General features: G+C 61.9%; 19 protein-coding genes. 4 read left to right on the top strand and 15 right to left on the bottom strand.

What is annotated here, in order from left to right:
• Positions 1 to 125 precede the first annotated feature (125 nt).
• Both I6L37_RS02475 and I6L37_RS02480 read left to right on the top strand, forming a co-directional pair.
• Complete coding sequence (locus I6L37_RS02475) at positions 126 to 1,613, top strand: EAL domain-containing protein (RefSeq protein WP_216994108.1); 1,488 nt, start codon at positions 126 to 128, stop codon at positions 1,611 to 1,613.
• Between the two features lie 195 nt (positions 1,614 to 1,808).
• Positions 1,809 to 2,906 carry a calcium:proton antiporter gene (locus tag I6L37_RS02480; protein WP_216993199.1) on the top strand — a complete coding sequence of 366 codons (1,098 nt, stop codon included), beginning with the start codon at positions 1,809 to 1,811 and terminating at the stop codon, positions 2,904 to 2,906.
• Positions 2,907 to 2,972: 66 nt separating this feature from the next.
• Here the strand turns inward: I6L37_RS02480 and hutH are convergent, their stop codons facing one another.
• The 11 genes from hutH to ftsY all read right to left on the bottom strand — a co-directional run bounded on the left by hutH (position 2,973) and on the right by ftsY (position 16,475).
• Complete coding sequence (gene hutH / locus I6L37_RS02485) at positions 2,973 to 4,505, bottom strand: histidine ammonia-lyase (protein ID WP_216993200.1); 1,533 nt, start codon at positions 4,503 to 4,505, stop codon at positions 2,973 to 2,975.
• A gap of 4 nt (positions 4,506 to 4,509) precedes the next feature.
• Positions 4,510 to 6,219 (bottom strand): urocanate hydratase, encoded by a 1,710-nt coding sequence (gene hutU / locus I6L37_RS02490; protein ID WP_216993201.1) that lies wholly within the window; start codon positions 6,217 to 6,219, stop codon positions 4,510 to 4,512.
• 28 nt (positions 6,220 to 6,247) lie between these two features.
• The gene (gene hutG, locus I6L37_RS02495; protein WP_216993202.1) at positions 6,248 to 7,192 is read right to left on the bottom strand and encodes a formimidoylglutamase; all 945 of its coding nucleotides are present in this window, start codon (positions 7,190 to 7,192) and stop codon (positions 6,248 to 6,250) included.
• Complete coding sequence (gene hutI, locus I6L37_RS02500; RefSeq protein WP_216993203.1) at positions 7,189 to 8,412, bottom strand: imidazolonepropionase; 1,224 nt, start codon at positions 8,410 to 8,412, stop codon at positions 7,189 to 7,191. The genes hutG and hutI overlap by 4 nt, the downstream gene beginning before the upstream one ends.
• A gap of 156 nt (positions 8,413 to 8,568) precedes the next feature.
• On the bottom strand, positions 8,569 to 9,891 hold the full coding sequence (locus I6L37_RS02505) for a YjiH family protein (protein ID WP_216993204.1): 1,323 nt from the start codon (positions 9,889 to 9,891) through the stop codon (positions 8,569 to 8,571).
• 107 nt (positions 9,892 to 9,998) lie between these two features.
• The gene (gene hutC, locus I6L37_RS02510; RefSeq protein WP_201942643.1) at positions 9,999 to 10,703 is read right to left on the bottom strand and encodes a histidine utilization repressor; all 705 of its coding nucleotides are present in this window, start codon (positions 10,701 to 10,703) and stop codon (positions 9,999 to 10,001) included.
• 10 nt (positions 10,704 to 10,713) lie between these two features.
• Positions 10,714 to 11,373: a carbonate dehydratase gene (gene can, locus I6L37_RS02515; protein WP_026457132.1), complete on the bottom strand. Its 660-nt coding sequence runs from the start codon at positions 11,371 to 11,373 to the stop codon at positions 10,714 to 10,716.
• A 126-nt stretch (positions 11,374 to 11,499) separates the two neighbouring features.
• On the bottom strand, positions 11,500 to 12,354 hold the full coding sequence (gene rpoH / locus I6L37_RS02520; RefSeq protein WP_216993205.1) for an RNA polymerase sigma factor RpoH: 855 nt from the start codon (positions 12,352 to 12,354) through the stop codon (positions 11,500 to 11,502).
• Positions 12,355 to 12,804: 450 nt separating this feature from the next.
• Positions 12,805 to 13,758 (bottom strand): permease-like cell division protein FtsX, encoded by a 954-nt coding sequence (gene ftsX, locus I6L37_RS02525; protein ID WP_026457130.1) that lies wholly within the window; start codon positions 13,756 to 13,758, stop codon positions 12,805 to 12,807.
• 197 nt (positions 13,759 to 13,955) lie between these two features.
• On the bottom strand, positions 13,956 to 14,624 hold the full coding sequence (gene ftsE / locus I6L37_RS02530) for a cell division ATP-binding protein FtsE (RefSeq protein WP_026457129.1): 669 nt from the start codon (positions 14,622 to 14,624) through the stop codon (positions 13,956 to 13,958).
• A 51-nt stretch (positions 14,625 to 14,675) separates the two neighbouring features.
• Positions 14,676 to 16,475 (bottom strand): signal recognition particle-docking protein FtsY, encoded by a 1,800-nt coding sequence (gene ftsY / locus I6L37_RS02535; RefSeq protein ID WP_216993206.1) that lies wholly within the window; start codon positions 16,473 to 16,475, stop codon positions 14,676 to 14,678.
• Positions 16,476 to 16,585: 110 nt separating this feature from the next.
• On the opposite strand from ftsY, the gene rsmD reads away from it, so the two are divergent.
• Together rsmD and I6L37_RS02545 are read left to right on the top strand one after the other, a co-directional pair.
• Entirely contained in the window at positions 16,586 to 17,215 is a 630-nt protein-coding gene (gene rsmD / locus I6L37_RS02540; RefSeq protein WP_216993207.1) for a 16S rRNA (guanine(966)-N(2))-methyltransferase RsmD, read from the top strand.
• Positions 17,199 to 17,510, top strand: coding sequence for a DUF1145 domain-containing protein (locus I6L37_RS02545; protein WP_042028997.1), 312 nt, complete (start codon positions 17,199 to 17,201; stop codon positions 17,508 to 17,510). Before rsmD ends, I6L37_RS02545 begins: the two co-directional genes overlap by 17 nt.
• Before the next feature lie 873 nt (positions 17,511 to 18,383).
• Here the strand turns inward: I6L37_RS02545 and I6L37_RS02550 are convergent.
• The 4 genes from I6L37_RS02550 to I6L37_RS02565 form a co-directional block, all read right to left on the bottom strand.
• Positions 18,384 to 19,370 (bottom strand): YafY family protein, encoded by a 987-nt coding sequence (locus I6L37_RS02550; protein ID WP_026456656.1) that lies wholly within the window; start codon positions 19,368 to 19,370, stop codon positions 18,384 to 18,386.
• Between the two features lie 292 nt (positions 19,371 to 19,662).
• A complete protein-coding gene (locus I6L37_RS02555) occupies positions 19,663 to 20,049 on the bottom strand; it encodes a SirB2 family protein (RefSeq protein ID WP_042028995.1) in 387 nt (128 codons plus the stop codon).
• Positions 20,046 to 21,902, bottom strand: coding sequence for a monovalent cation:proton antiporter-2 (CPA2) family protein (locus I6L37_RS02560; RefSeq protein ID WP_216993208.1), 1,857 nt, complete (start codon positions 21,900 to 21,902; stop codon positions 20,046 to 20,048). Before I6L37_RS02560 ends, I6L37_RS02555 begins: the two co-directional genes overlap by 4 nt.
• A 70-nt stretch (positions 21,903 to 21,972) precedes the next feature.
• Positions 21,973 to 22,572, bottom strand: coding sequence for an NAD(P)H-dependent oxidoreductase (locus tag I6L37_RS02565; RefSeq protein ID WP_201942654.1), 600 nt, complete (start codon positions 22,570 to 22,572; stop codon positions 21,973 to 21,975).
• Between the last annotated feature and the right edge of the window lie 9 nt (positions 22,573 to 22,581).

Genomic DNA, 22,581 nt, shown 5'->3' on the forward strand with positions numbered 1-22,581 from the left:
TCAAGTTGATTCTGCTAATGCGCTAAGATGACGCAACCCATTTGCGTCTCGTCCAATCTGGCAGGTAACCCGTGTTACGCATTTCTCCCCTCTGGATCAGCTTGCTGCTGTTTGCCACCCCCCTCATGATCAGCCAACCCCTCAGCCCCTGGTTCAGCGATCTCGTGGCACGCCACCTGCTCGAGCAAAAAGCCGGGGAGATCAGGGAGGCGATAAGGGCACGCCACCAGGTTCTGGATACTGCGCTCAGTGCCCAGTTGCAGCAATTCCACTTCGATTGCGGCAAGCAAGACATGGCCCTGCTGCGGGATCCCCGCTTTTACAGTACCCACCTGCGCCTGCAGGGACTGGAGCTGGCGTCCGGTATCAGCTGCTCCAGCCTGGGGCCTGGCCTCTCCCTCATCAGCGAGGCAAAGCGCAGCGGCAAGCTGCCAGGCAAAGCGGGCCTGACCGTCACTGCGGCCTATGACGACACGGAACAGGAGCTGATCGCCTATTACCATGTCAAAGACAACATCGTTTACTGGGTGCTGGACAACAGCTGGAGCCACGATCTGCTGCAACACCCCTGCCCCAGCTGCTTCTACCTCGAGTTCAGCCAGCGAGACCCCGCCGCACCACCCATGCTCCTCCCCCGCGGCGACAAGTCCATCAAGGCGGAAGCGGACAACCGCAGCCTGAGCTTCCAGGAAACGGACGCCCTCACCAAGCAGACCGTCTGGGCTGGAAAAAACCTCGCCCACTACGCCCTTATCCAGACCCGGCAATATGCCCTCTGGCTCGGCTGCGCACTGGGCCTCCTGTTCAACGCCACCTACTGGTTGCTGCGCAGCTACCGCCACTCTCTGAAGGGGATGCTGCAAAACGGTGTGACACGACGGGAGTTCATCCCCTTCTACCAACCCATAGTGGACAGTCGCAGCCAGCAGGTGGTCGGCTTCGAGGCGCTGCTGCGCTGGCAACACAGGGGAGAGTTGCTGCCACCGGGTACCTTCATCGACTATGCGGAGGCCCAGGGGCTGATCCTGCCGATGACCGAACAACTGCTGGAGCAGGTGCTCCGCGATCTGCCACAGCTGGCCGGGGGGCAGTGGGTCAGCGTCAACCTGGTGGCGGCCCACATCGAACGCCCCCTGCTGCGCAACCTGCTGCTACAGCACGATACCCCCTTTCCCGACCGCCTGCTCTTCGAGCTGACCGAACGCAAACCCATCACCAATATCCAGGCGGCGACCCACGAGATCACCGCGCTGCATCAGATGGGTTATCGCTTCAAGCTGGACGACTTCGGTACCGGCTACGGCGGCTTTGCCTATCTACAACGACTGGGGATCCGCCAGATCAAGATCGACAAGATGTTCGTCGACACCATAGGCACCCACGACCTCAAGCGCAGCGTGCTGGATGCCATCATCGCCTCGGGCCGGGAGTCCGGCATGGAGATGATTGCGGAAGGGGTGGAAACCCAGCTTCAGGCCGATTACCTGAGCCAGAGAGGCGTCTATCTGCTGCAGGGATATCTGTTCGCCAAACCCATTCCCCTGTCGGCCCTGCTGCGCTGGCAGGAGGAGTGGCTGCTTGATCATCCCCAGGGAGGGGAACATGCAGCCTGATCCTTCTTCGTCGGCTCGTGGCCCCTGCACCGCGAGCCACTCTTCCCTCTTCACTCCACACATTTACATTTCGCAACAAAATGATCCCGCTCCAGTGACGGACAGCCTTTATCATACCGGGCCAACTCACGCGCAACCGGCCGTTGCGCGCCTGTTTCCCCGGTCATATGACCCCCCGCAAGAGGACCCTTGCCTATGAAGTCATTTATCCGGCAAGAGATTGCCCTGCCCGTCGGCCTGCTGACCCTGCTCTTTTTCAAGACGGCAGGCAGCGACCTGCTGACAGAGACAACGCCGCTCGGGCTCTATCTGCCGGTGTCACTGGGGCTGCTGGCCGTCGTTACCTGGGCCATCTTCTCCGTGGTGCGCCACTCCGACGCCCTCGCCATCAAGCTTGGCGAGCCCTTCGGTACCCTGATCCTGACTCTGTCGGTCATCTCGCTGGAGGTGGTGATGATCTCCTCGGTGATGCTGACCGGTGAACCCAACCCCACCATGGCCCGCGACACCATGTTTGCGGTGGTGATGCTGGTGACCAACGGTCTGGTGGGTTTCACCCTGCTGTTTGGCGGCTGGCGCTACCACACCCAGAACTTCAATCTGGACGGGGTCAAATCCTATCTGGTGGCCATCATACCGCTGGCCCTGCTCTGCCTGGTGCTGCCCAACTTCACCGAGGGAGGTAACGCCGGCAGCCTGTCACGCGCCATGTCCTGGATGCTGATCATCGTCTCCGTGCTGCTCTACGGGGTCTTTCTGCTGATCCAGACCCGCAGCCACAGCCACTTCTTCGTCGATGGCGACCACGCGGATCACGAGGAGCACCATGGCCCGCTGAAGAGCAACGTCTACCACACCCTGTTGCTGCTCGCCTATCTGGTGGTGGTGATCCTGCTGGCCAAGACGCTGGCCATTCCCATCAACCACGGGGTACAGGTGATGGAGGCCCCGGCGGCATTGGGCGGTTTCATCGTCGCCTGTATCGTGCTGGCCCCCGAGGCGGTGGGCGCCATCAAGGCGGCCTTCAACAACCAACTGCAACGGGCCATGAACCTCTATTTCGGTTCCGTGCTGGCCACCATCGCCCTCACAGTGCCGGCCGTGCTCTTTATCGGCTCCCTGATAGGACAGGAGGTGCGCCTGGGGCTCGCCCCTGCCGACATGGTGCTGCTGGTCACCACCCTGATGGTGTGCAAAGTCACCTTCAGCAGCGGCCGCACCCACGCCCTGCACGGGGCTACCCACCTGGTGCTGTTCGTGGTCTATCTGTTTCTGATGTTCGAGCACGGCTGACACCGTGCCCCGGATATGAAAAAGACCGCCAGATGGGCGGTCTTTTGTTATGAGCGGAGTGACCGCTTAGAGGCTGGGCAGCACACCGGCCGGCAGCAGATCGTTGTAGCTGGCGGTGCCAAGCAGGCTCGCCGCCGCCTCGATGTCCGGGGCGAAGTACCTGTCCTTGTCGTAGAAGGGCACGTGGGCGCGCAGGCGTCCCTTGGCCGCTTCCACCCCTTCACTGGCGCGCAGCGGGGCACGGAAATCCAGGCCCTGGGCAGCGGCCAGCAGCTCCACCGCCAGGATGCCGCGGGTGTTCTCGGCCATGTCCGCCAGCCGGCGGCCGGCGAAGGTGGCCATGGAGACGTGATCCTCCTGGTTGGCGGAGGTGGGCAGGCTGTCCACCGAGGCCGGGTGTGCCAGCGTCTTGTTTTCGGAGGCGAGCGCCGCCGAGGTAACCTGGGCGATCATGAAGCCGGAGTTGACGCCGCCGTTGTTGACCAGGAAGGCCGGCAGACCGGACATGCGCGAGTCGATCAGCAGCGCCATGCGACGCTCTGACAGGGAGCCTATCTCGGCGATGGCCAGCGCCAGGTTGTCGGCGGCGAAGGCCACGGGTTCTGCGTGGAAGTTGCCGCCGGAGAGAATGTCCTCATCCTCGGCAAACACCAGCGGGTTGTCGGAAACCGCGTTGGCCTCGCACACCAGCACCTCGGCGGCCTGACGGATCTGGGTCAGGCAGGCGCCCATCACCTGGGGCTGGCAGCGCAGGGAGTAAGGATCCTGCACCTTCTCGCAGTTGTGGTGGGACATGCCGATCTCGCTGCCATCCACCAGCAGGTGGCGGTAGCAGGCGGCCGCGTCGATCTGGCCGCGCTGACCGCGCACCTCGTGAATGCGGGCATCGAATGGCCGGCGGCTGCCAAGGGCCGCCTCCACGCTCATGGCGCCTATGGTGATGGCGCCGGCGTAGAGATCCTCGGCGTGGAACAGCCCTTCCAGCGCGAAGGCAGTGCTCGCCTGGGTGCCGTTGAGCAGTGCCAGCCCCTCTTTCGGTGCCAGTGCGATGGACTCCAAGCCTGCAATCTTGAGGGCCGTGGTGGCGTCGATCAGCTCGCCCTTGTGGCGGGCCTTGCCTTCACCGATCAGCAGGCAGCTCATGTGGGCCAGCGGCGCCAGATCGCCGGAGGCGCCGACGGAGCCCTTCTTCGGCACCACCGGGTAGACCTCGGCGTTGATGAGGCGCATCAGGGCCTCCAGCACCACCAGCCGGATGCCGGAGAAGCCGCGGGCCAGGGAGTTGAGTTTGAGCACCATCATCAGCCGCACGGTGGCGTCATCCATGTACTCGCCGATACCGGCGGCATGGGAGAGCACGATGGAGCGCTGCAGCTCGTCCAGCTGCTCCACCGGAATGCGGGTGTTGGCCAGCAGGCCGAAGCCGGTGTTGATGCCATACACCACCCGGTTTTGCTCGATCACCTTGGTAACCACGGCGGCGGAGGCGTGGATCCCCGCCAGGGCGGAGGGATCCAGCGAAACGTGTACCGGCTCGCGGCTGACGCGGCGCAGGGTGGCGAGATCCAGCTCGCCCGGGGTAATAGTCAATTCAAACATGGTGTTACACCTTTCCTTTGACACCGTTGGCGCCGTCAATCATCGGCAGATCCAGTTTCTCATCAACGGCACAGTTGATGGCAATTTCGTAGCCGGCGTCGGCGTGACGCATCACCCCGGTGGCCGGGTCGTTGCGCAGCACGCGGCCGACCCGCTTGGCGGCGTCGTCGGTGCCGTCACAGACGATCACCACCCCGGAGTGCTGGGAGAAGCCCATGCCGACACCGCCACCGTGGTGCAGGGAGACCCAGGTCGCCCCGCCGGCTGTGTTGAGCAGGGCGTTGAGCAGCGGCCAGTCGGAGACGGCGTCTGAGCCATCCATCATCGACTCGGTCTCACGGTTCGGGCTCGCCACCGAGCCGGAGTCCAGGTGGTCGCGGCCGATGACGACGGGGGCTTTCAGTTCGCCGTTCTTCACCATCTCGTTGAAGGCCAGGCCCAGGCGTACCCGATCCTTGACCCCGACCCAGCAGATCCGCGCCGGCAGGCCCTGGAAGGCGATGCGTTCGCGGGCCATGTCGAGCCAGTTGTGCAGGTGGGGATCGTCCGGGATCAGCTCCTTCACCTTCTGATCGGTCTTGTAGATGTCTTCCGGATCGCCGGAGAGCGCCACCCAGCGGAACGGGCCAATGCCCTCGCAGAATAGCGGGCGGATATAGGCCGGGACGAAACCGGGGAAATCGAAGGCATTCTTGACCCCCTCTTCCAGCGCCATCTGGCGGATGTTATTCCCATAATCGAGCGTGGCAGCACCGCGGGCCTGCAGGGTCAGCATGGCCTCCACCTGGCGAGCCATGGAACGGCGGGCGGCCACGTTGACCTCTTGCGGCGCGCTCTTCTGCAGGTCGCGCCACTGGGCCACGCTCCAGCCCTGGGGCAGGTAGCCGTGGATCGGGTCGTGGGCTGAGGTCTGGTCGGTCACCACGTCCGGCGTGATGCCGCGGGCCACCAACTCGGCGAAGACGTCGGCGGCATTGCCGAGCAGGCCGACGGAGACGGCAGTGCCGATCTGTTTGGCTTCCTCGACCATGGCCAGCGCCTCATCCAGGCTATGGGCCTTCTTGTCGACGTAGCGGGTCTTGAGGCGAAAATCGATGCGGGTCTCGTCGCACTCCACGGCGATCATCGAGAAGCCGGCCATGGTGGCGGCCAGCGGCTGGGCGCCGCCCATGCCACCGAGCCCGCCGGTGAGGATCCAGCGCCCTTTGGGTTCGCCGTTGAAGTGCTGGTTCGCCACGGCGAAGAAGGTCTCGTAGGTGCCCTGCACGATCCCCTGAGTACCGATGTAGATCCAGGAGCCGGCGGTCATCTGGCCGTACATCATCAGGCCCTTCTTATCGAGCTCGTTGAAGTGCTCCCAGTTGGCCCAGTGCGGCACCAGGTTGGAGTTGGCAATCAGCACCCGCGGGGCGTCCTTGTGGGTCTGGAACACCCCCGCCGGCTTGCCCGACTGCACCAGCAGGGTCTGGTCGTCCTCGAGGCGAGTCAGCACCTCGACGATCTTGTCGTAGCAGGCCCAGTTGCGAGCGGCGCGGCCGATGCCACCGTACACCACCAGAGACTGGGGATGCTCCGCCACGTCAGGATCCAGGTTGTTCATCAACATGCGTAGAGGCGCTTCGGTGAGCCAGCTCTTGGCGGTCAGCTGTGTGCCATGGGGGGCTCGGATGATCCGGTTGGGATCATGACGAGGATCCTGGTGTTGCAGGGACATAGACACTCCTTGTGTATGGATTCGGTCACTACTTGGTTAACTGGTGGACCAGACGAGCCGCCACGCGGGCGCTACGGCTGTCGAGATCCAGGTTCGGGTTGTACTCGGCCAGATCGGCGAGCCTGAGCTTGCCGCTGGCCCGGATATGGGCGATGAGCGGTTCAATGACCGCCAACTCCACGCCGCGGGCGGCCGGCGCACTGACGCCGGGCATGACGGCAGCGGGCAGCACGTCGAGATCGATGGTGAGATAGAGGTGATCGCAGCGGGCGATGAAGGCATCCAACCCCGCCAGCAGGACAGGCAGCTCGCTCTGGGTCATCGCCTCATCCAGCACGTGCCACACCCCCAACGTTTGCGCTCTGGCAAAAAGCGCCTGAGTATTGGCGGTCTCGGCCACCCCGAGGCAGGCGTAGGTAAAGGGCGAGCCTTGCGCCGCGCACTGCTCGGCGATCTGGAAGAAGGGAGTGCCGGAGCTCGCCTGCTCCTGTTTCATGCGCAGGTCGAAGTGGGCGTCGAAGTTGATGATGCCCACCCTGCCACGGCCGCCCAGATGACGGTTGAGGCCGCTCCAGCTGCCAAACGCCACCTCGTGACCGCCCCCCAGTACCAGCGGGAACTGGCCCTGCCCCAGCGCAGCGGCGACCCGCTCGGCCAGCCGCTCGTGGGCAACGTCGAGATCCCCGTCCTCACAGCGCACGTCGCCGCCGTCGTAGACGGGCTGACTCAGGTGCCAGGCGGTGTTGGCGAGCAGCTTGCGAATGGCCAGCGGCGCGCCGGCGGCGCCGACCCGCCCCTTGTTGCGGCGCACCCCCTCGTCACAGGCAAAGCCGAGCAGCACCACGCCGGGCGCCTCGTCCTGTACCTGCCAGGGCTGCGCCTCTTGCCAAGGCAGAACTTTGTCGTGCCAGCGCAGGGCCAAGGCGCCGTCTTCCGGGTCCTGACGACCCTGCCATACCTGCATCTCGCTCATGCCAGACCTCCCAGGGTTTCCTGTCCTTTCACGACCCGCGCCACCAGCTGGTCGACGCCGACCTGATAGGCCAGCTCGGCCGGGTGGGCGCACGACCAGACCAGGAAGTCGGCCTCCATGCCTACCTTGAGCTGACCCAGCCCTGCATCGCCAAGCGCCGTGGCGCCGTGACGGGTGACGCCGCACAGCGCCTCCTCCGGGGTGAGACGAAACAGGGTGCAGGCCATGTTCATGGCCAGACGCAGGGAGACCAGCGGCGAGGTGCCGGGGTTGATGTCGGAGGCGACCGCGATGGGCACGCCGGCCTCGCGCAGCGCCTGTACCGGCGGCAGGGTGGTGTCGCGCAGGAAGTAGAAGGCGCCGGGCAGCAGTACCGCCACCGTGCCGCTCTCGGCCAGGGCGGCGATGCCGGCGGCATCCAGGTGTTCCAGGTGATCCACCGAGAGGGCGTGGTAGCGGGCGGCGAGCGCGCTGCCGCCCAGGTTGGAGAGCTGCTCCATGTGCCCCTTGACCGGCAGGCCGTGGGCACGGGCAGCGGAGAAGACTCGCTCGCACTGGGCCAAGTTGAAGGCGATCCCCTCGCAGAAGACGTCGACCGCGTCGGCCAACCCCTCGGCGGCGGCGATCGGGATCAGCTGGTCGCAGATGAGATCGACCCAGCCATCCGCGTCGAACTCGGGCGGCACGGCGTGGGCCGCCAGCAAGGTGGTGCGTACCCGCACCGGCAGGGCGCGGCCAAGGCGGCGCGCGACCCGTAACATCTTGAGCTCGTCTTCCAGGGTCAGGCCATAGCCGGACTTGATCTCGACCGTGGTGACCCCTTCGCGCAGCAGGCTCTTGAGCCGGCTGGCCGCCAGCGTGAACAGCTCCTCCTCGCTGGCCGCACGGGTGGCACGCACCGTGCTGAGGATGCCGCCACCCTGGCGGGCGATCTCGCTGTAGGGGACCCCCTGCAGCCGCTGCTCGAACTCGGCGGCGCGGCTGCCGGCATAGATGAGGTGGGTGTGGCAGTCGATAAGACCCGGGGTCGCCAGGCGGCCCTTCATATCCTGCCAGCTCTCGGGGAAGGGCCCGGCCAGCTCGCTCATGGGGATCAGGGCGTGGATCCGGCCCGCTTTCACGCCGAGGGCGTGGGAGGCCAGGAGGCCATAGCCATCGCTCATGGTAGCGGGGATGAGGTTGATCCAGACCCGATCGCAGGCCAACAGTTCCTTGTTCATGCCAGACTCCAAATGTATATACAATTATGTATAGTTGATCGTGGGTGAAAAGGGAAGATCCCTCATCACATTTCTGTAACAGGCTTAACACAAGGGCCGAAAAGAAAAAAGCCCGCGTAAGGCGGGCAAAACGAGCGTGCTATTTTGTATATACAATTAACCTATCCAGCCCAGAGCAAGGCCAAGTCGGCCGGCCAGCGCAGCCAGCAGGATGCCGAGCAGAGTGCGCTGCAACCAAATGACCAGCAACTGCCCCACTCCGATGGGGATGCGAGTGGCCAGGATGCAGGGGATGGAGGCGGAGAAGAACAATACAGTGCTCACCGACACCACGGCGGCCACATAGCGGGTCAACAGATCTGCCTCCTTGAGCAGGATGGCCGGCAGGAACATCTCGGCCAGGCCGGCGGCGAGGGCCCGCGCCGTCTCCAGGGGCTCCCCCAGCTGCAGCAGCCAGGTCAGCGGCCAGAGCAGCCAGCCGATGACGTCGAACAGGGGGGTGTACTTGGCGAGCAGCAGGCCAAGCAGCCCCACCGAGAGGATGGTGGGCACCACAGCCGCCGCCATCCGGATGCCGTCGCGCAGGTTGTCGAGCAGCTGGCGGCCGATGGGGTCAGCACCGCGGGTCTGGGCCAGCCCGGTGGCCAGCGCCATCTGCCAGCGATTGACGCCGTCGGGCAGGGGCGTCTCGGCCTCCCCCGCGTCGTCCAGCCGGTTGATGGGCGGCACCCGGGCCAGGATGGCGGTGATGAGGAAGGTGATGACCAGGGTCGACCAGAAGTAGAAGTTCCAGTGTTCCATCAGGCCGAGCGTCTTGGCCACTATGATCATGAAGGCAGCCGAGACGGTGGAGAAACCGGTGGCGATGATGGCCGCCTCGCGCACCGAGTACTTGCCGGCGGCAAACACCCGATCCGTGATGAGCAGGCCCACCGAGTAGCTGCCGACGAAGGAGGCCACCGCGTCGATGGCCGAGTGGCCCGGGGTGCGCCACAGGGGGCGCATCACCGGCTGCATCAGCACCCCGATGAACTCGAGCAGGCCGAAACCGAGCAGGAAGGTAAGCAACATGGCGCCGAGCGGGACTATGAGGCCAACCGACAGGGCCAGCTTGTCAAACAGGAAGGGCAGACGATCCGGCGTCATCAGCCAGACGGGCCCCGTGCCTGTCACGTAGAGCAGCGCCAACGCAAGACCGAGCAGCTTGAACAGGGTCAGCAGCCGGTCGATGAAGCGGCCACGCCAGCGGCCGTCAAAAAAGGGGCGAGCGGCGCCATAGGCGATCAACGCCAGGATCAGACCGACGGCCAGGGGTCGCTGCCCCATCAGGGCGCCAGCCAGGTGATCCACCAGTATGGTGCTGCGCCCCGCCAGCTCGAACGGCACGAAGAAAGCGCCGATGCCGAGCACGCTGGTGAGCAACAGCTTGAGACCGGCGCCGCCACGCGCGGTCGAGTCGAGAGTGTGTTCCGGTTCCATGATTTCCTCCCTGAGTGAACGGGCGTCCTCCGGACGCCAAAATGTATATACATTTATAGCGCCCGATGGCAGGAAGGAAATGAAAAGTTACCTTTGTGTTACAACTTCTATCCGATCCGTGTCTTGGATCTCAGTTTGTAGCGGGATCCCGGCGACAGCAGGCGGGCGTAGGAGACCAGCACGCCGTCCGACCAGGTGCGCCGGTGCAGCAGCAGGCAGGGAGTATCGACCCGCACCTGCAACAGGGCAGCCTCGCCGGCGCTCGGCTGCACCGCCTCGACCACGTGCTCCATCTCGGAGAGGGGGCAGACCTGCATCAGGTAATGGTTGGGGGTCAGGGTGGTGAAGTCCTGCTCCCCGTAGCCCGGCAGGCGTTCGGCATCAACGAAGCGCTCCTCGAGCTGCAGCGGCTCGTCGTCGGCCTGATGGACGATCAAGCTGTGGAAGATGGGGGCGCCGACTCGCAGACCAAGCTGCACCGCCACCTTCTCGTCCGCCTTCTGCCGCTCCAGCCGGATCACCCGGCTGCCGTGGCGGGCACCGCGCTCGGTGATCTCGTCCGCGATGTTGCGGATCTCGAGCAGTGGCGACTCGGTGCGCCTGTCCGCCACAAAGCTGCCGGATCCCGCGGTGCGCACCAGCCACCCCTCGGCCGTCAGCTCGCGCAGGGCCTTGTTGACCGTCATCCGGCTGACGCCGAACTGATCGCACAGGACCGCCTCGGTCGGGATCTTGTCTCCCGCCTGATAATGGCGTTCGCGGATCCCGTCCAGGATGTGTTGCTTTATCTGCAGGTAGAGGGCTGGAGCCAAGGTCGGATCCTCAGCGGCGGCGATGCGGCGGACGCATGTCCGGCCAGGCGCGGTAGACGTCCGGGATCTGCTCGGGACCGCTGATGCAGAGATCGAGATCGTGCAGCAAACCGTCCTTGATGCCGTAGATCCAGCCATGTACCGCCAGCTCCTGACCCTTGCGCCAGGCGTTCTGGATGATGGTGGTATGGCAGACGTTGGCCACCTGCTCGGCCACGTTCAGCTCGCACAGATAGTCGAAGCGCTCATGCTCGTCGTCGATGGCATCGAGCTGTTCGCTGTATTTGAAGTAGACGTCCTTGATGTTGCGCAACCAGTTGTCGATGAGACCCAGCTCCTGGTTCTGCATCGCCGCCTTGACGCCACCACAGCCGTAGTGGCCGCAGACGATGATGTGCTTCACCTTGAGCACCTCGACCGCATATTGCAGCACGGACAGACAGTTGAAGTCGGTGTGCACTACCAGGTTGGCGACGTTGCGATGGACGAACACATCCCCCGGCAACAGTCCCATCAGCTGGTTCGCCGGCACCCGGCTGTCGGAGCAGCCGATCCAGAGGTATTCCGGCGCCTGCTGGGCGGAGAGGGTGGCGAAGAAATCGGGATCTTCGGCCTTGATCCGCTCGGCCCACTCGCGGTTATTGGTAAACAGATCGTTCAACAGTTTCACTTCTGCTCTCCATTATTTGGCAGTGGCGGCAACATAACACACCCATGGGTAACCTGGGCAAGCCTCAACAGATCCGGCCTGATACAAAAACAGGGCCATCAGGCCCTGTTTTCAATGACGGAGGCATCAGGCCTCCATGGCATCTTTCAATTTCTTGAGGGCGTTCTTCTCGAGCTGACGCACGCGCTCGGCGGAGACGCCGTAGGTATCGGCCAGCTCCTGCAGCGTGGTCTTGCTCTCGTCGTCCAGCCAGCGGGCGCGGATGATGTGCTGGCTGCGATCGTCCAGAGTGGCGAGGGCGGAACTCAGGCGACGGGTCGCGTGATCGTCCCAGTTGTCGTTCTCGATGGTGGCGGCCAGATCGGAGGATTTGTCCTCCAGATAGTGGACGGGGGCGAAGCCACCCTCTTCGTCATCATCGCCGACCAGATCGAACGCCTGATCATAGTTGCTCATGCGCGCTTCCATCTCGGTCACGTCGCTGGCGGAGACGCCAAGATCGGCGGCCACGGCCTGAACCTCTTCGCGGTTCAGCCAGCCCAGACGCTTCTTGGACTTGCGCAGGTTGAAGAAGAGCTTGCGCTGGGCCTTGGTGGTAGCCACCTTGACCATGCGCCAGTTGCGCAAAACATATTCGTGAATTTCGGCCTTGATCCAGTGCACGGCGAAGGAGACCAGACGCACACCCACGCTCGGGTCGAAGCGCTTGACCGCTTTCATCAGACCGATATTGCCTTCCTGAACCAGGTCAGCCTGGGGCAGGCCGTAACCGGCATAACTCTTGGCCACGTGAACGACAAAACGCAGGTGCGACATAACCAGCTGACGAGCAGCCTCGAGATCGCCATCCTGCTGCAAACGCTCAGCCAGCTCACGCTCTTCCTCTGCGCTCAGCACCGGAATCGAGTTAACTGCCTGGATATAGCCTTCCAGACTACCTTGCGGAATCAAAGCCATAGTGCGCTGCAATGAAGTTCCCATCTGTTACCTCTTACTTTTCAATCAAATCAGTCTAACACCCTGAGAGGGTCTGTCTACTGACCGGACGTCATTCTGCGGCTTGCATCATACATCAAACCCAGTTTCAGACTGGGTTATCTTAGGCCGGCAGGATGAATCATGAATGAACAGTCAAAAAAAGGGGGTCACAATCAAGGACCCCCGAAAAGTAGCATGCTAAGTCCATTGTTGCGGAGCTCGCAACCTTCACATGCTTGCCAAGTCAGACGAGCAAGGCATAGGGGCCATACCCGTATAAATACTTCAGCTTGATAGACCGTTTATAGTGCAGAAGGTTCACTGGATCCCGCGAAGATCCCGGGGATCATTATTACCCAGAATACTCTGACAATGCGGTCCGAGCCAGAAAAGGCCACTTTTTTACTTGATCCAGTTCGCAAAATCCAGTGATTTACTTTGATGATAAATTAATCAGGACGGTTCTATGTCGCGAATGTGGCGATGAACCGAGAACCAGGAGGCGATCAGCCCCAGCAAGGCCCCGAGCAGTATGAGGTTGAAACCGTCAAACGCCCCCATTCCCACCAGCCGGAAGTTGCTGTTGTAAAGCCCCGCCAGCTCCTTCACCACCCCTTCGCTCCAGATCACCATCACCTCGGTCAGCCACCAGGCCAGCATGCCGCCAATGACGCCGAACCAGATGCCGGTATAAAGGAAGGGACGATGAATAAAGGAGTCGGTCGCCCCCACCAGCTTGAGCACCTCGATCTCGGATCGCTGGTTGAGGATATTGAGGCGCAGGGTGTTGCCGACGATCAGCAGCACGGCGGAGAGCAGCAGCACGGCGATGCCGGTGATGGTGTGGCGCAGCAGGTTCATGATCCCCTGCAGCCGGGTCAGCCACTGCAGATCCAGCTTGCCCTGCTCCACCCCGTTTTCGTTGTTGAGCTTGCCGAGTAGCTCGGCGGCCCCTTCCGGATTCTGCCAGCGGGGATCCGGGATCACACTCAGCACCGGCGGCAGCGGATTGCTGTCGAGGTAATCAAGCGCATCGCCGAAACCGGAGATCTCGCGAAACTCCCTGAGTGCATCATCCCGGCTCAGATAGGTCACCGAGTCCACCTCGGGATAGAGCAGGATCCGCTGCTGCAGATCAAGGATGCTCTGCTCCGGCAGGTCCTTGCGCAAATAGAGGGAGATCTGGGAGCTGTTCTGCCAGCTTCCCTCTACGATCTCGGCGTTTTTCAGCAGCACGTGGAAGCAGGAAGGCAGCGCCAGGCTGACCCCCAGCACTGCCAGCGTCATCAGGGAGGCGAGCGGATTGCGCCACAGCTCCCCCAGGCTGGCGAAAGCCTGGCGCACATGATCCACGCCATACATCATCAGGCGGCGCAGCGGTGGCTGTTTATGACGAACGATAGCCATCAGCACTCTCCCCCATGTCGAGTATCGGCAATGTGATCCATCCACATGACCATCATCAGGCGGCGCAGCGGTGGCTGTTTATGACGAACGATAGCCATCAGCACTCTCCCCCATGTCGAATATCGGCGATGTGATCCATCCACATGACCATCATCAGGCGGCGCAGTGGCGGCTGTTTATGACAAACGATGGCCATATCAGAGCTCCTCCCCTTGCGAATACATGCGACCCGCCTTGAGGGTCAGGGTACGGTAACGCATGCGGGCGATGAGGCCGAGATCGTGAGTGGCAATCAACACCGACACCCCGAAGCGGTTGAACTCCTCGAACAACCGCATGATGTCCATGGAGAGCTGGGGATCCAGGTTGCCGGTCGGCTCGTCCGCCAGCAGCAGCGGCGGCTTGTTGACGATGGCGCGGGCGATCCCCACCCGCTGCTGCTCACCACCAGAGAGCATGCGCGGCTGGTAACGCTCCTTGCCGAGCAACCCCACCTTGTCGAGGGCTGCAGCGACCCGCTTGTTGATATCGGCGTGGCTGTAGCCATCGATCACCAGCGGCAGGGCCACGTTGTCGAACACGGTTCTGTCCATCAGCAGGCGATGATCCTGGAAGATCATGCCGATCTGGCGGCGAACATAGGGGATCTGGCTGCGCTGGATATGGCTGACGTCATCGCCATGAAAGAAAACGCGACCATCGGTCGGTCGCTCCATCACACTGATCAGTTTCAGGAGAGTGCTCTTGCCCGCTCCCGAGTGCCCGGTCAGGAAAGCCATCTCCCCCTTGCGCAGGTGAAAGCTGACCTTCTGCAGCGCCTGATGACCGCCGCTGTATACCTTGCTGACCTTGTCAAAACGAATCATAACGGTTCCCTGACATTGACAAGCCCCGACCTGGGCCGGGGCATGCTGCGGTTACTCATCGCGACTAAAGAGCGCCTCGATAAAATCGTTGGCCACGAAGGGACGCAGGTCGTCAATCCCCTCGCCGACCCCGATATAGCGGATCGGGATCTGGAACTTGTCCGCCACCGCGAAGATAACGCCCCCCTTGGCGGTGCCATCGAGCTTGGTGAGGGTGATGCCGGTCAGGCCTACCGCCTCGCTGAACAGCTTGGCCTGGCTCAGGGCATTCTGGCCGGTGCCTGCGTCCAGGGTCAGCATGATCTCGTGAGGCGCCTCCTCGTCGAGCTTCTTCATCACCCGCACCACCTTCTTGAGCTCTTCCATCAGGTTGCTCTTGTTTTGCAGGCGACCGGCAGTATCGGCGATCAACACGTCGGCACCACGGGAGCGGGCGGCCTCGATGGCATCAAAGATGACGGAGGCAGAATCGGCACCGGTATGCTGGGCGATCACCGGGATATTGTTGCGCTGACCCCACACCTGCAGCTGCTCGACGGCAGCGGCCCGGAAGGTATCACCGGCGGCCAGCATGACGCTCTTGCCCTCGGCCTGGAACTGCTTGGCCAGTTTGCCGATGGTAGTGGTTTTGCCCACCCCGTTCACGCCAACCATCAGGATGACGTAGGGCTTCTTGCCGGTATCGATCACCAGCGGCTGCTCGACCTTGGCCAGCATGGCGCCCATGTCCTGCTTGAGCAGACCGTAGAGCGCCTCGGCATCCTTCAACTGCTTGCGATCCGCATGCTGCACCAGTCCTTCGATGATACGAGTCGTGGTATCCACGCCAAGATCGGCGGTCAGCAGCTGAGTCTCCAGCTCTTCAAACAGATCATCATCGATCTTCTTGCCACGGAACAGGCCGAAGAAGCCGGAACCAATGTTCTCCTTGGTGCGCACCAGGCTGCGCTTGAGACGGGCAAAGAAGCCTTCGCGCTGCGGTTTTTCCTGGGTGTCATCCTCTACGGCTGCGGCCAGTGGCAAGGCTGCCAGCGCGGCGGCTTCAGTCTCAGCGGCAATACGCGCTTCTTCCGCTACCTGTGCTTCGGCGGCAATGCGGGCCTCTTCCACTGCCTTTGCCTCGGCGGCGATACGGGCCTCTTCCGCTGCCTGTGCCTCAGCGGCGATACGCGCCTCTTCTGCAGCCTTCGCCTCGGCGGCAATGCGGGCTTCTTCCGCTGCCTGTGCTTCGGCGGCGATACGCGCCTCTTCTGCCGCCTTCGCTTCGGCAGCGATGCGCGCCTCTTCCGCAGCCTTTGCCTCGGCGGCGATACGGGCCTCTTCCGCGGCTTTCGCTTCGGCGGCGATGCGGGCCTCTTCCGCTGCCTGTGCCTCCGCGGCGATGCGAGCCTCTTCCGCTGCCTTCGCTTCGGCGGCGATGCGGGCCTCTTCCGCGGCTTTCGCTTCAGCGGCGATACGCGCCCCTTCCAAAACCTTCGCTTCGGCGGCGATACGGGCTTCTTCTGCGGCCTTCGCCTCGGCGGCGATGCGGGCCTCTTCGGCCGCCCGGGCTTCATCTGTCATCAGTGATTCATTGACGATCACCGGTTCCAGATCGGAGGCGCACTCCTCCACCACCAACGGCCCTTTGGCATCGGGTTCGGCGGGTTGGCAGCATTCATCATGCCCGGCAGAGGACGGCTCGCTGGCGGACACCTCGGGAGAGACAGCCGGCACTGTGTCAGCGGCTGGGGTAGCAGGAACCTCAGGTTCAGCGGTAACAGGGGTGGCTTGCGGTGTCTGTGGTTGGACAGCCTCAGCCTCTTCTTTCTTGCGGCCGAAACCCAGCCAGGAAAACAAACCTTTTGCCATCTAAAAAATACTCACATCGTTGGCTGACTGCTAAGATAGCCGTCCCGGGAGGGCCGGCATAAAAATGAACTGCCTTATACTACCACTTTATTTTCTGACGATGAAACGCGATGCCCAGAGTGAAATCCAGCCGTAGCAACCCCAATAAACGCCCAGCCCAGCAAGGAAAATCGGGCTTTGTAAGAATCATCAGCGGCCAGTGGCGCGGCCGTAAATTGCCGGTCAGGGATGTAGAAGGGCTCAGGCCCACCACGGATCGCGTCAAGGAGACCATCTTCAATTGGCTGGCCCCCCACATCCGCGGTACCCGCTGCCTCGATCTGTTCGCTGGCAGCGGCGGTCTGGGTCTGGAAGCGCTGTCGCGCTACGCCGAACAGGTCACCCTGATCGAGATGGACAGGGGCGCCGCCGAGCAGATCAGACAGAACCTGACCACCCTCGGCAGCAACCAGGGCCAGGTGATCCAGGCCGATGCGGTGAACTGGCTGCAAGGCCCGGCTACCCCGTTCGATCTGGTGTTCCTCGATCCCCCCTTTCGCCGCGAGCTGCTGCCCCAGGTGTGCGATCTGCTGGAGCAGCGAGGCTGGCTGGCTCCGGATGCCCTCATCTATCTGGAGCGGGAGAAGGAGATGGCAGATCTTCCACTGCCTGCCAGCTGGCAATTACTCAAGGACAAGCAGGCCGGTCAGGTCTGCTATCAACTCTATGTGCGGGAGGTAAACGATGAAGCGGATATTTAATCTGTTGGCGATGGGGCTCATTCTGTTCTTCTGGTTCGGCGTACTGATGAGCCTGATCCTGCCCCTGCCAGGCAAACTGAACGGCTTTTTGCCGGTCTGTGGCGTGATAGTCGCCCTGCTGCACTGGGTGCAAGCCAGCATGATCAAGGCAGCCTGCAAACGCTACTTTGAGGTGACCCGGGGTGAGTTCATCGGTGTGCTCATCTTCGGCGTCTTTGGCATGGTAGACATTCGCCAGCGCCTGCAAGGGATCGTTGAAGCAGCCCAACGCGCAAACAATCCGGACAAGCAATAAAAGAAAAGGGGACGGCGGTGGCCGTCCCCTAGAGTCATGTCGTCCTGTCCCTAGAACTGCAATGCTCCCTGCAATCCCTGACGTTATCCTAATCCCTTGGAATATCCCCTTTCCAATCCATTGGCGTGTCCAGCAGCCTTCCTGGCTTGGCAATTCATCCTGAACCGCTTCACTGTCTCCATCCTGGAGGTGTCCATTACCACGTCCTGTGGGGGTCCTTGCGTCTTCCTGACCGATAACCATCCGGGTTATCTCGCTTCGTCCTGAAGCGTCCTTCTCGCATCCCGCGAGGTCCTGTTCATCCTGAAGAACGATATCCAGTTCGTTCTGCTCTCGTCCCGAGAGTGTCCTGCCGCATCCCGCGGTGTTCCCTGTTCATCCGTGACGATAATCATCCTGACTATCGTGCCCATCCTGAGGTGTCCTTGCCCACATCCTGTGGACTATTCCATCTGTATTCGCTGCTCTGCATCCTGCGGAACCAGCTTCGTCCTTGTGAGACCCATACTAAGGCAATGGACTCTCCGAGCAAGGGCCATTCGTGGAGAAATATCCGCTGCCATATAGATGACAAAAAACAACTTTAAAAACTATTCTTTTGAAAACAAGCAATTAGTTAGTTTCACTAGAAAGGTCACCTTTTCTGGCATGGCTTCGCGTACGGCTTAAAGCGCTAGCGTCGCACACACCCTATGGCAAATCTCTTACATGGTTTCCCCGCCCCGAAACGGCCCGCGAAAACGGTTCAATCCAGCGAATAAAGCTTAAAAATTTGTTGAATAAATATGCTCAAAAAAGAGACAAAAAAAAAGAGTCGAGACCAAGCTCGACTCTTTATCATGCTATCCGTTTGCTGTTATCAGCCTTGTACCATCAACTCACCCGGTTGGACGGGTTGAGGTAGGCCTTGCGCAAGGATTCCGGCGCCAGCACTTCCAGCTCGCCACCAATGTTGTTCAGCCAGCTGCGAAACTCGGGGGTATCCTGCACCTCGGTCTCGACCACCACGCTGCGCTTGTCATAACGCGTCATGCGGGGGTTGTTGCCGGGGATCTGGTTATCCACCAGCGACTGGCTGTTGGCGTCGATGCGGCCGACGAAGCGGATCGGACCGCTCACATCCTGATAGCCCTGATCGCGGATCAGCTTCTGGATATTGAAATCCTTTGGCTGGGTCGCGCTGAAATTGGTCAGCTCCACGCTCTTGATGTGATCGAACGGGATGCCATACACCTTGGGATCCAGCTCGGACAGAGTGCAGAGCAGAACCGGTCCTTCCGGCTGGTTGAGGATCCCGAGCGGATTGATGCGGTCATAGCAGAGCCACACGGTTCGCTCTTTGATCACCCGCTGGATCTCGGCGCTGAACTTGCGGCCACGCCACAGGGCGTCGCGGATCAGGGTGCTGCGACGGATCTCCGGGTTGCCGGCAAACGGACGCGGCGACTGGTGCACGCTCTCGAGCCAGCGCTCGGCCAGTTCACTCTGGCTGTCGCGGATCACCTGGCTGGCCTTGTCGACCAGCGGGTTCAGTTCGGTCAGCACGCTCGCCGGCAACAGTTGGCTCGCCTGATCACTCCAGGTTTTCAGAGCCACCGCCAAGGAGAGCGGCATGATATTGGCAAAATCGTTAAGCCCGTGGCGCTCAAAGCACCAGCCATGGGGCTTGCTGCGCTCGTCCGAAGTGAGGTCGAACAGCCCCATGCCGGACATCTCTTCCAGGTCCCGTTGCACGGTACGCAGACTGACATGAATGCCTTCCTCTTCCAGTTTTACCTGGAGTTGGCTGGCGGTCAGCTTGTAAGGGCGGTGCGGGATGCAACGCGCCAAGGTCAGTTGTCGTAACAGCTTCTTACTCATGGTGCATGCCTTCACTGGGTTAGTGTTGACTGAATGCTAGTCGTGACCTGCGACAGTCTATGACGCAAGTTTTGCCGAGACAACTGTCTCCATTTTCATACAGTCAGACTTATCGACATGATTTATAAGAAAAAAATAAACCAGAAAGGTGGCAATTGAGGCTTTTTTGATAATAAAAAAGATAAATTTGACATGTCACGAACAAGGTCGCAGGAAGGATAAAAGAGAGAAATTATCGATTTTTAAAGCAGATTACATGGAGAGGAAGCCTGCCTCCCCTCCATTTCTCCGATCAAAACAGCCAGGACCAGGGGGACTTGGTGATGGCGGCACCGACCATATAACCAAATACCGCCAGGGCGGCGACACCGGCCACCAGCTTCTGGCCCTGCGCCGGCCGTTTGAGCGCCATGACACCGAGCCCGATGTAGACCACCAGCGCCACCAGCTTGGCCATCAGCCAGGGTTGCTGGCCCGGGCTCATCTGCAGGGCAACCGCCAGCAACACCCCGAACAGCAGCAGAAAAGTGTCGTTGATATGGGGCAGCACCTTGAGCCACTTCTGTTGCAGCCGCGCACTGCCCGCCAGGGCCAGGCCCCAGCGGTAGAGGAACAGCAGCAGGCTGACCAGCGCCAGCGTCATGTGCAGGTGTTTGAGCATGGGGTAATAGGCAATCATCTTGCTTCCTTGTCGTCGTTGGGTAGCCCGCTGTTCCAGTTGTGGGCATGGATGCGCTCCTGCCCCTCCTCGTCGTCTTGCAACAGATCGGAGAGGATCTCCCGGTATTGCAGGCTCTTGTTGATATAGGTGTGTTCATCATCCAGGTAGTTCACCTGCTCCCGCAGCAACCAGTTGTCATGCTGCTTGAAGGTCTGCCCCGCCCGCCAGGCCTGGTTGGCCCGAAAGCCGAGCTGGGTCAGAGCTTCCACCCCCAGATCCACCGCAGAGCCCAGGGTCTCCCGATAGACGCTGTCGACCCCGTGGCGCAGGATCTCGTGGGCATGGGGACGATCCTGGGCCCGGGCGAGGATCTTGAGGTGCGGGAAGTGTTTCCTGGCCATCTCGATCACCGCCAGCGAGGTGGCGGTATCGTTGATGGAGAGCACCAGCAGCTTCGCCTTGTGGGCGCCGGCGGCATGGAGCAAATCGATCCGGCTGGCGTCGCCATAGAAGACCTGATAGCCATATTTTCGCAGCATCTCGATCTGGCTGGCATCCTGCTCGAGGATGGTGGTGCCTATGCCGTGGCCGTGCAGCAGGCGCCCCACTATCTGGCCGAAGCGGCCGAAGCCCGCGATGATCACCGGGTGCTCCACCAGCTCGGGCTGCTCGTGTTGCGGCACATCCCCCTGATTGCGATAGTCGAACCAGGGCTGGATCACCCGATCGTTGAGGATCAACAGCAGCGGAGTCAGTGCCATGGAGAGCGCCACCACCAGGGTCAGCAATGAGATGGTGTCACCGGGCAGTACCCTGTTCTGAGCCGCGAACGAAAACAACACGAAGGCAAATTCCCCGCCCTGGGCCAGTGCCAGCGCGAAGGTCCAGCGCTGACCCGGCGAGATGCGGATGGCGAAACCAAGGGCCATCAGCACCAGCCATTTGAGCACCATCAGCCCGATCACCAGGGTCGGGATCAGGAAGGGGTGTTCGGCAAACAGACCGAAGTCGATCCCCGCTCCCACCGACATGAAGAAGAGGCCAAGCAGCAAGCCTTTGAAGGGCTCAATATCCGCCTCCAGCTCGTGGCGATATTCGCTGTCCGCCAATACTACGCCGGCGAGGAAGGAGCCCAGCGCAGGCGAAAGCCCCACCGACTCCATCAGCACGGCGATGGCGATCACCAGCAACAGGGCCGCGGCGACGAAGATCTCCCGCATATGGGACTGGGCGATGGCGCGAAATACCGGCCGCATCAGGTAGTGGCCACCCAGCACTATGCCGGAGATAGCGGCCACTACCAGCAGGCCATGCTGCCAACCGGCCAGCTCGGTGCTACCGTTGCTGGCTACGGGCGCGATGGCCAGCAGCGGCAAAATCGCCAGGATGGGAATGACGGCGATATCCTGGAACAGCAATACGGCAAAAGCAGAGCGGCCGCTCTCGCTCTGCATCAGTTTTCGCTCCTGCAGGCTCTGCAGCACGATGGCGGTGGAAGAGAGCGCCAGTATGAGACCAATAGCCAGCCCCTGCTGCAGCGGCAGACCGATAAGATAAGCCACGCCGGTCAGGGCGCCGGTGGTGAGCAGCACCTGCAGGCCACCGGTGCCGAGGATCGGCCCCTTCAGCTGCCACAAGAGGGCCGGGCGCAGCTCCAGCCCGACCAGAAACAACATCAGCACTACGCCAAACTCGGCGAAGTGCATCACGTCTTTTTGCTCACCCACCAACCCCAGCAGGAAGGGGCCTATGATGATCCCCGCCAGCAAGTAGCCGAGCACGGATCCCAACCCCCAGCGCTTGGCCAGCGGCACGGCGATCACCGCCGCCGAGAGATAGATGAAGGCATCAAACAGCAAACCATGTCCCATCAGCGGCTCCTCCACGCGATGGCAGATCCCGGGGAGGGCATGCCGGGGCAACGACCGGATCGCATACCTGTCATGAGAGCTCCTCCAGCAGATCCCGCAGATAGGGCCGCCCGGCCAGCTGCTCTGGGGTCAGCTGCTCATCGCGCAGGGCGCACAAGAGCTGACGATAATCCTGGCCGCAGCGACGCAACGCCTCCGGATCCCGGATCTTGTGAAAAGAGTGGAGTACGAAGGGGGGCAGCCAGTGCATGCCGCACAGGGTGGCGGTCTGCTGGAAGGGCAGCAGGAAATCGAGCAGAGGACGGCTGTTGTAGCCCTCGCTGCAGTAGGATTCGGGGGCACCGCCCGTGGTGATGGCGCTGAGCCACTGCTTGCCCTTGAGGGCGTGAGCCTCGGGGCCGTAGGCGTAGCCATACTCCAGCACCAGATCCATCCACTCCTTCATGATGGCCGGGCAGGAGTACCAGTAGAAGGGGTGCTGGAAGACGATGATGTCGTGCTCCGACAGCAGTGCCTGCTCCCGTTTCACATTGATGAACATGTCGGGATAGTGGTGATAGAGGTCGTGCAGGGTCACGCCTTCCAGACCGTCGATGGCCTGCAGCAACTGCTTGTTGGCCCTGGAACTCTGCAGGGCCGGATGTGAAAAAATGACCAGAATGCGTTTCATGACAAGCCC

Origin of the sequence: Aeromonas sp. FDAARGOS 1407 (assembly GCF_019048725.1) — a bacterium.
Classification (GTDB): domain Bacteria; phylum Pseudomonadota; class Gammaproteobacteria; order Enterobacterales; family Aeromonadaceae; genus Aeromonas; species Aeromonas enteropelogenes.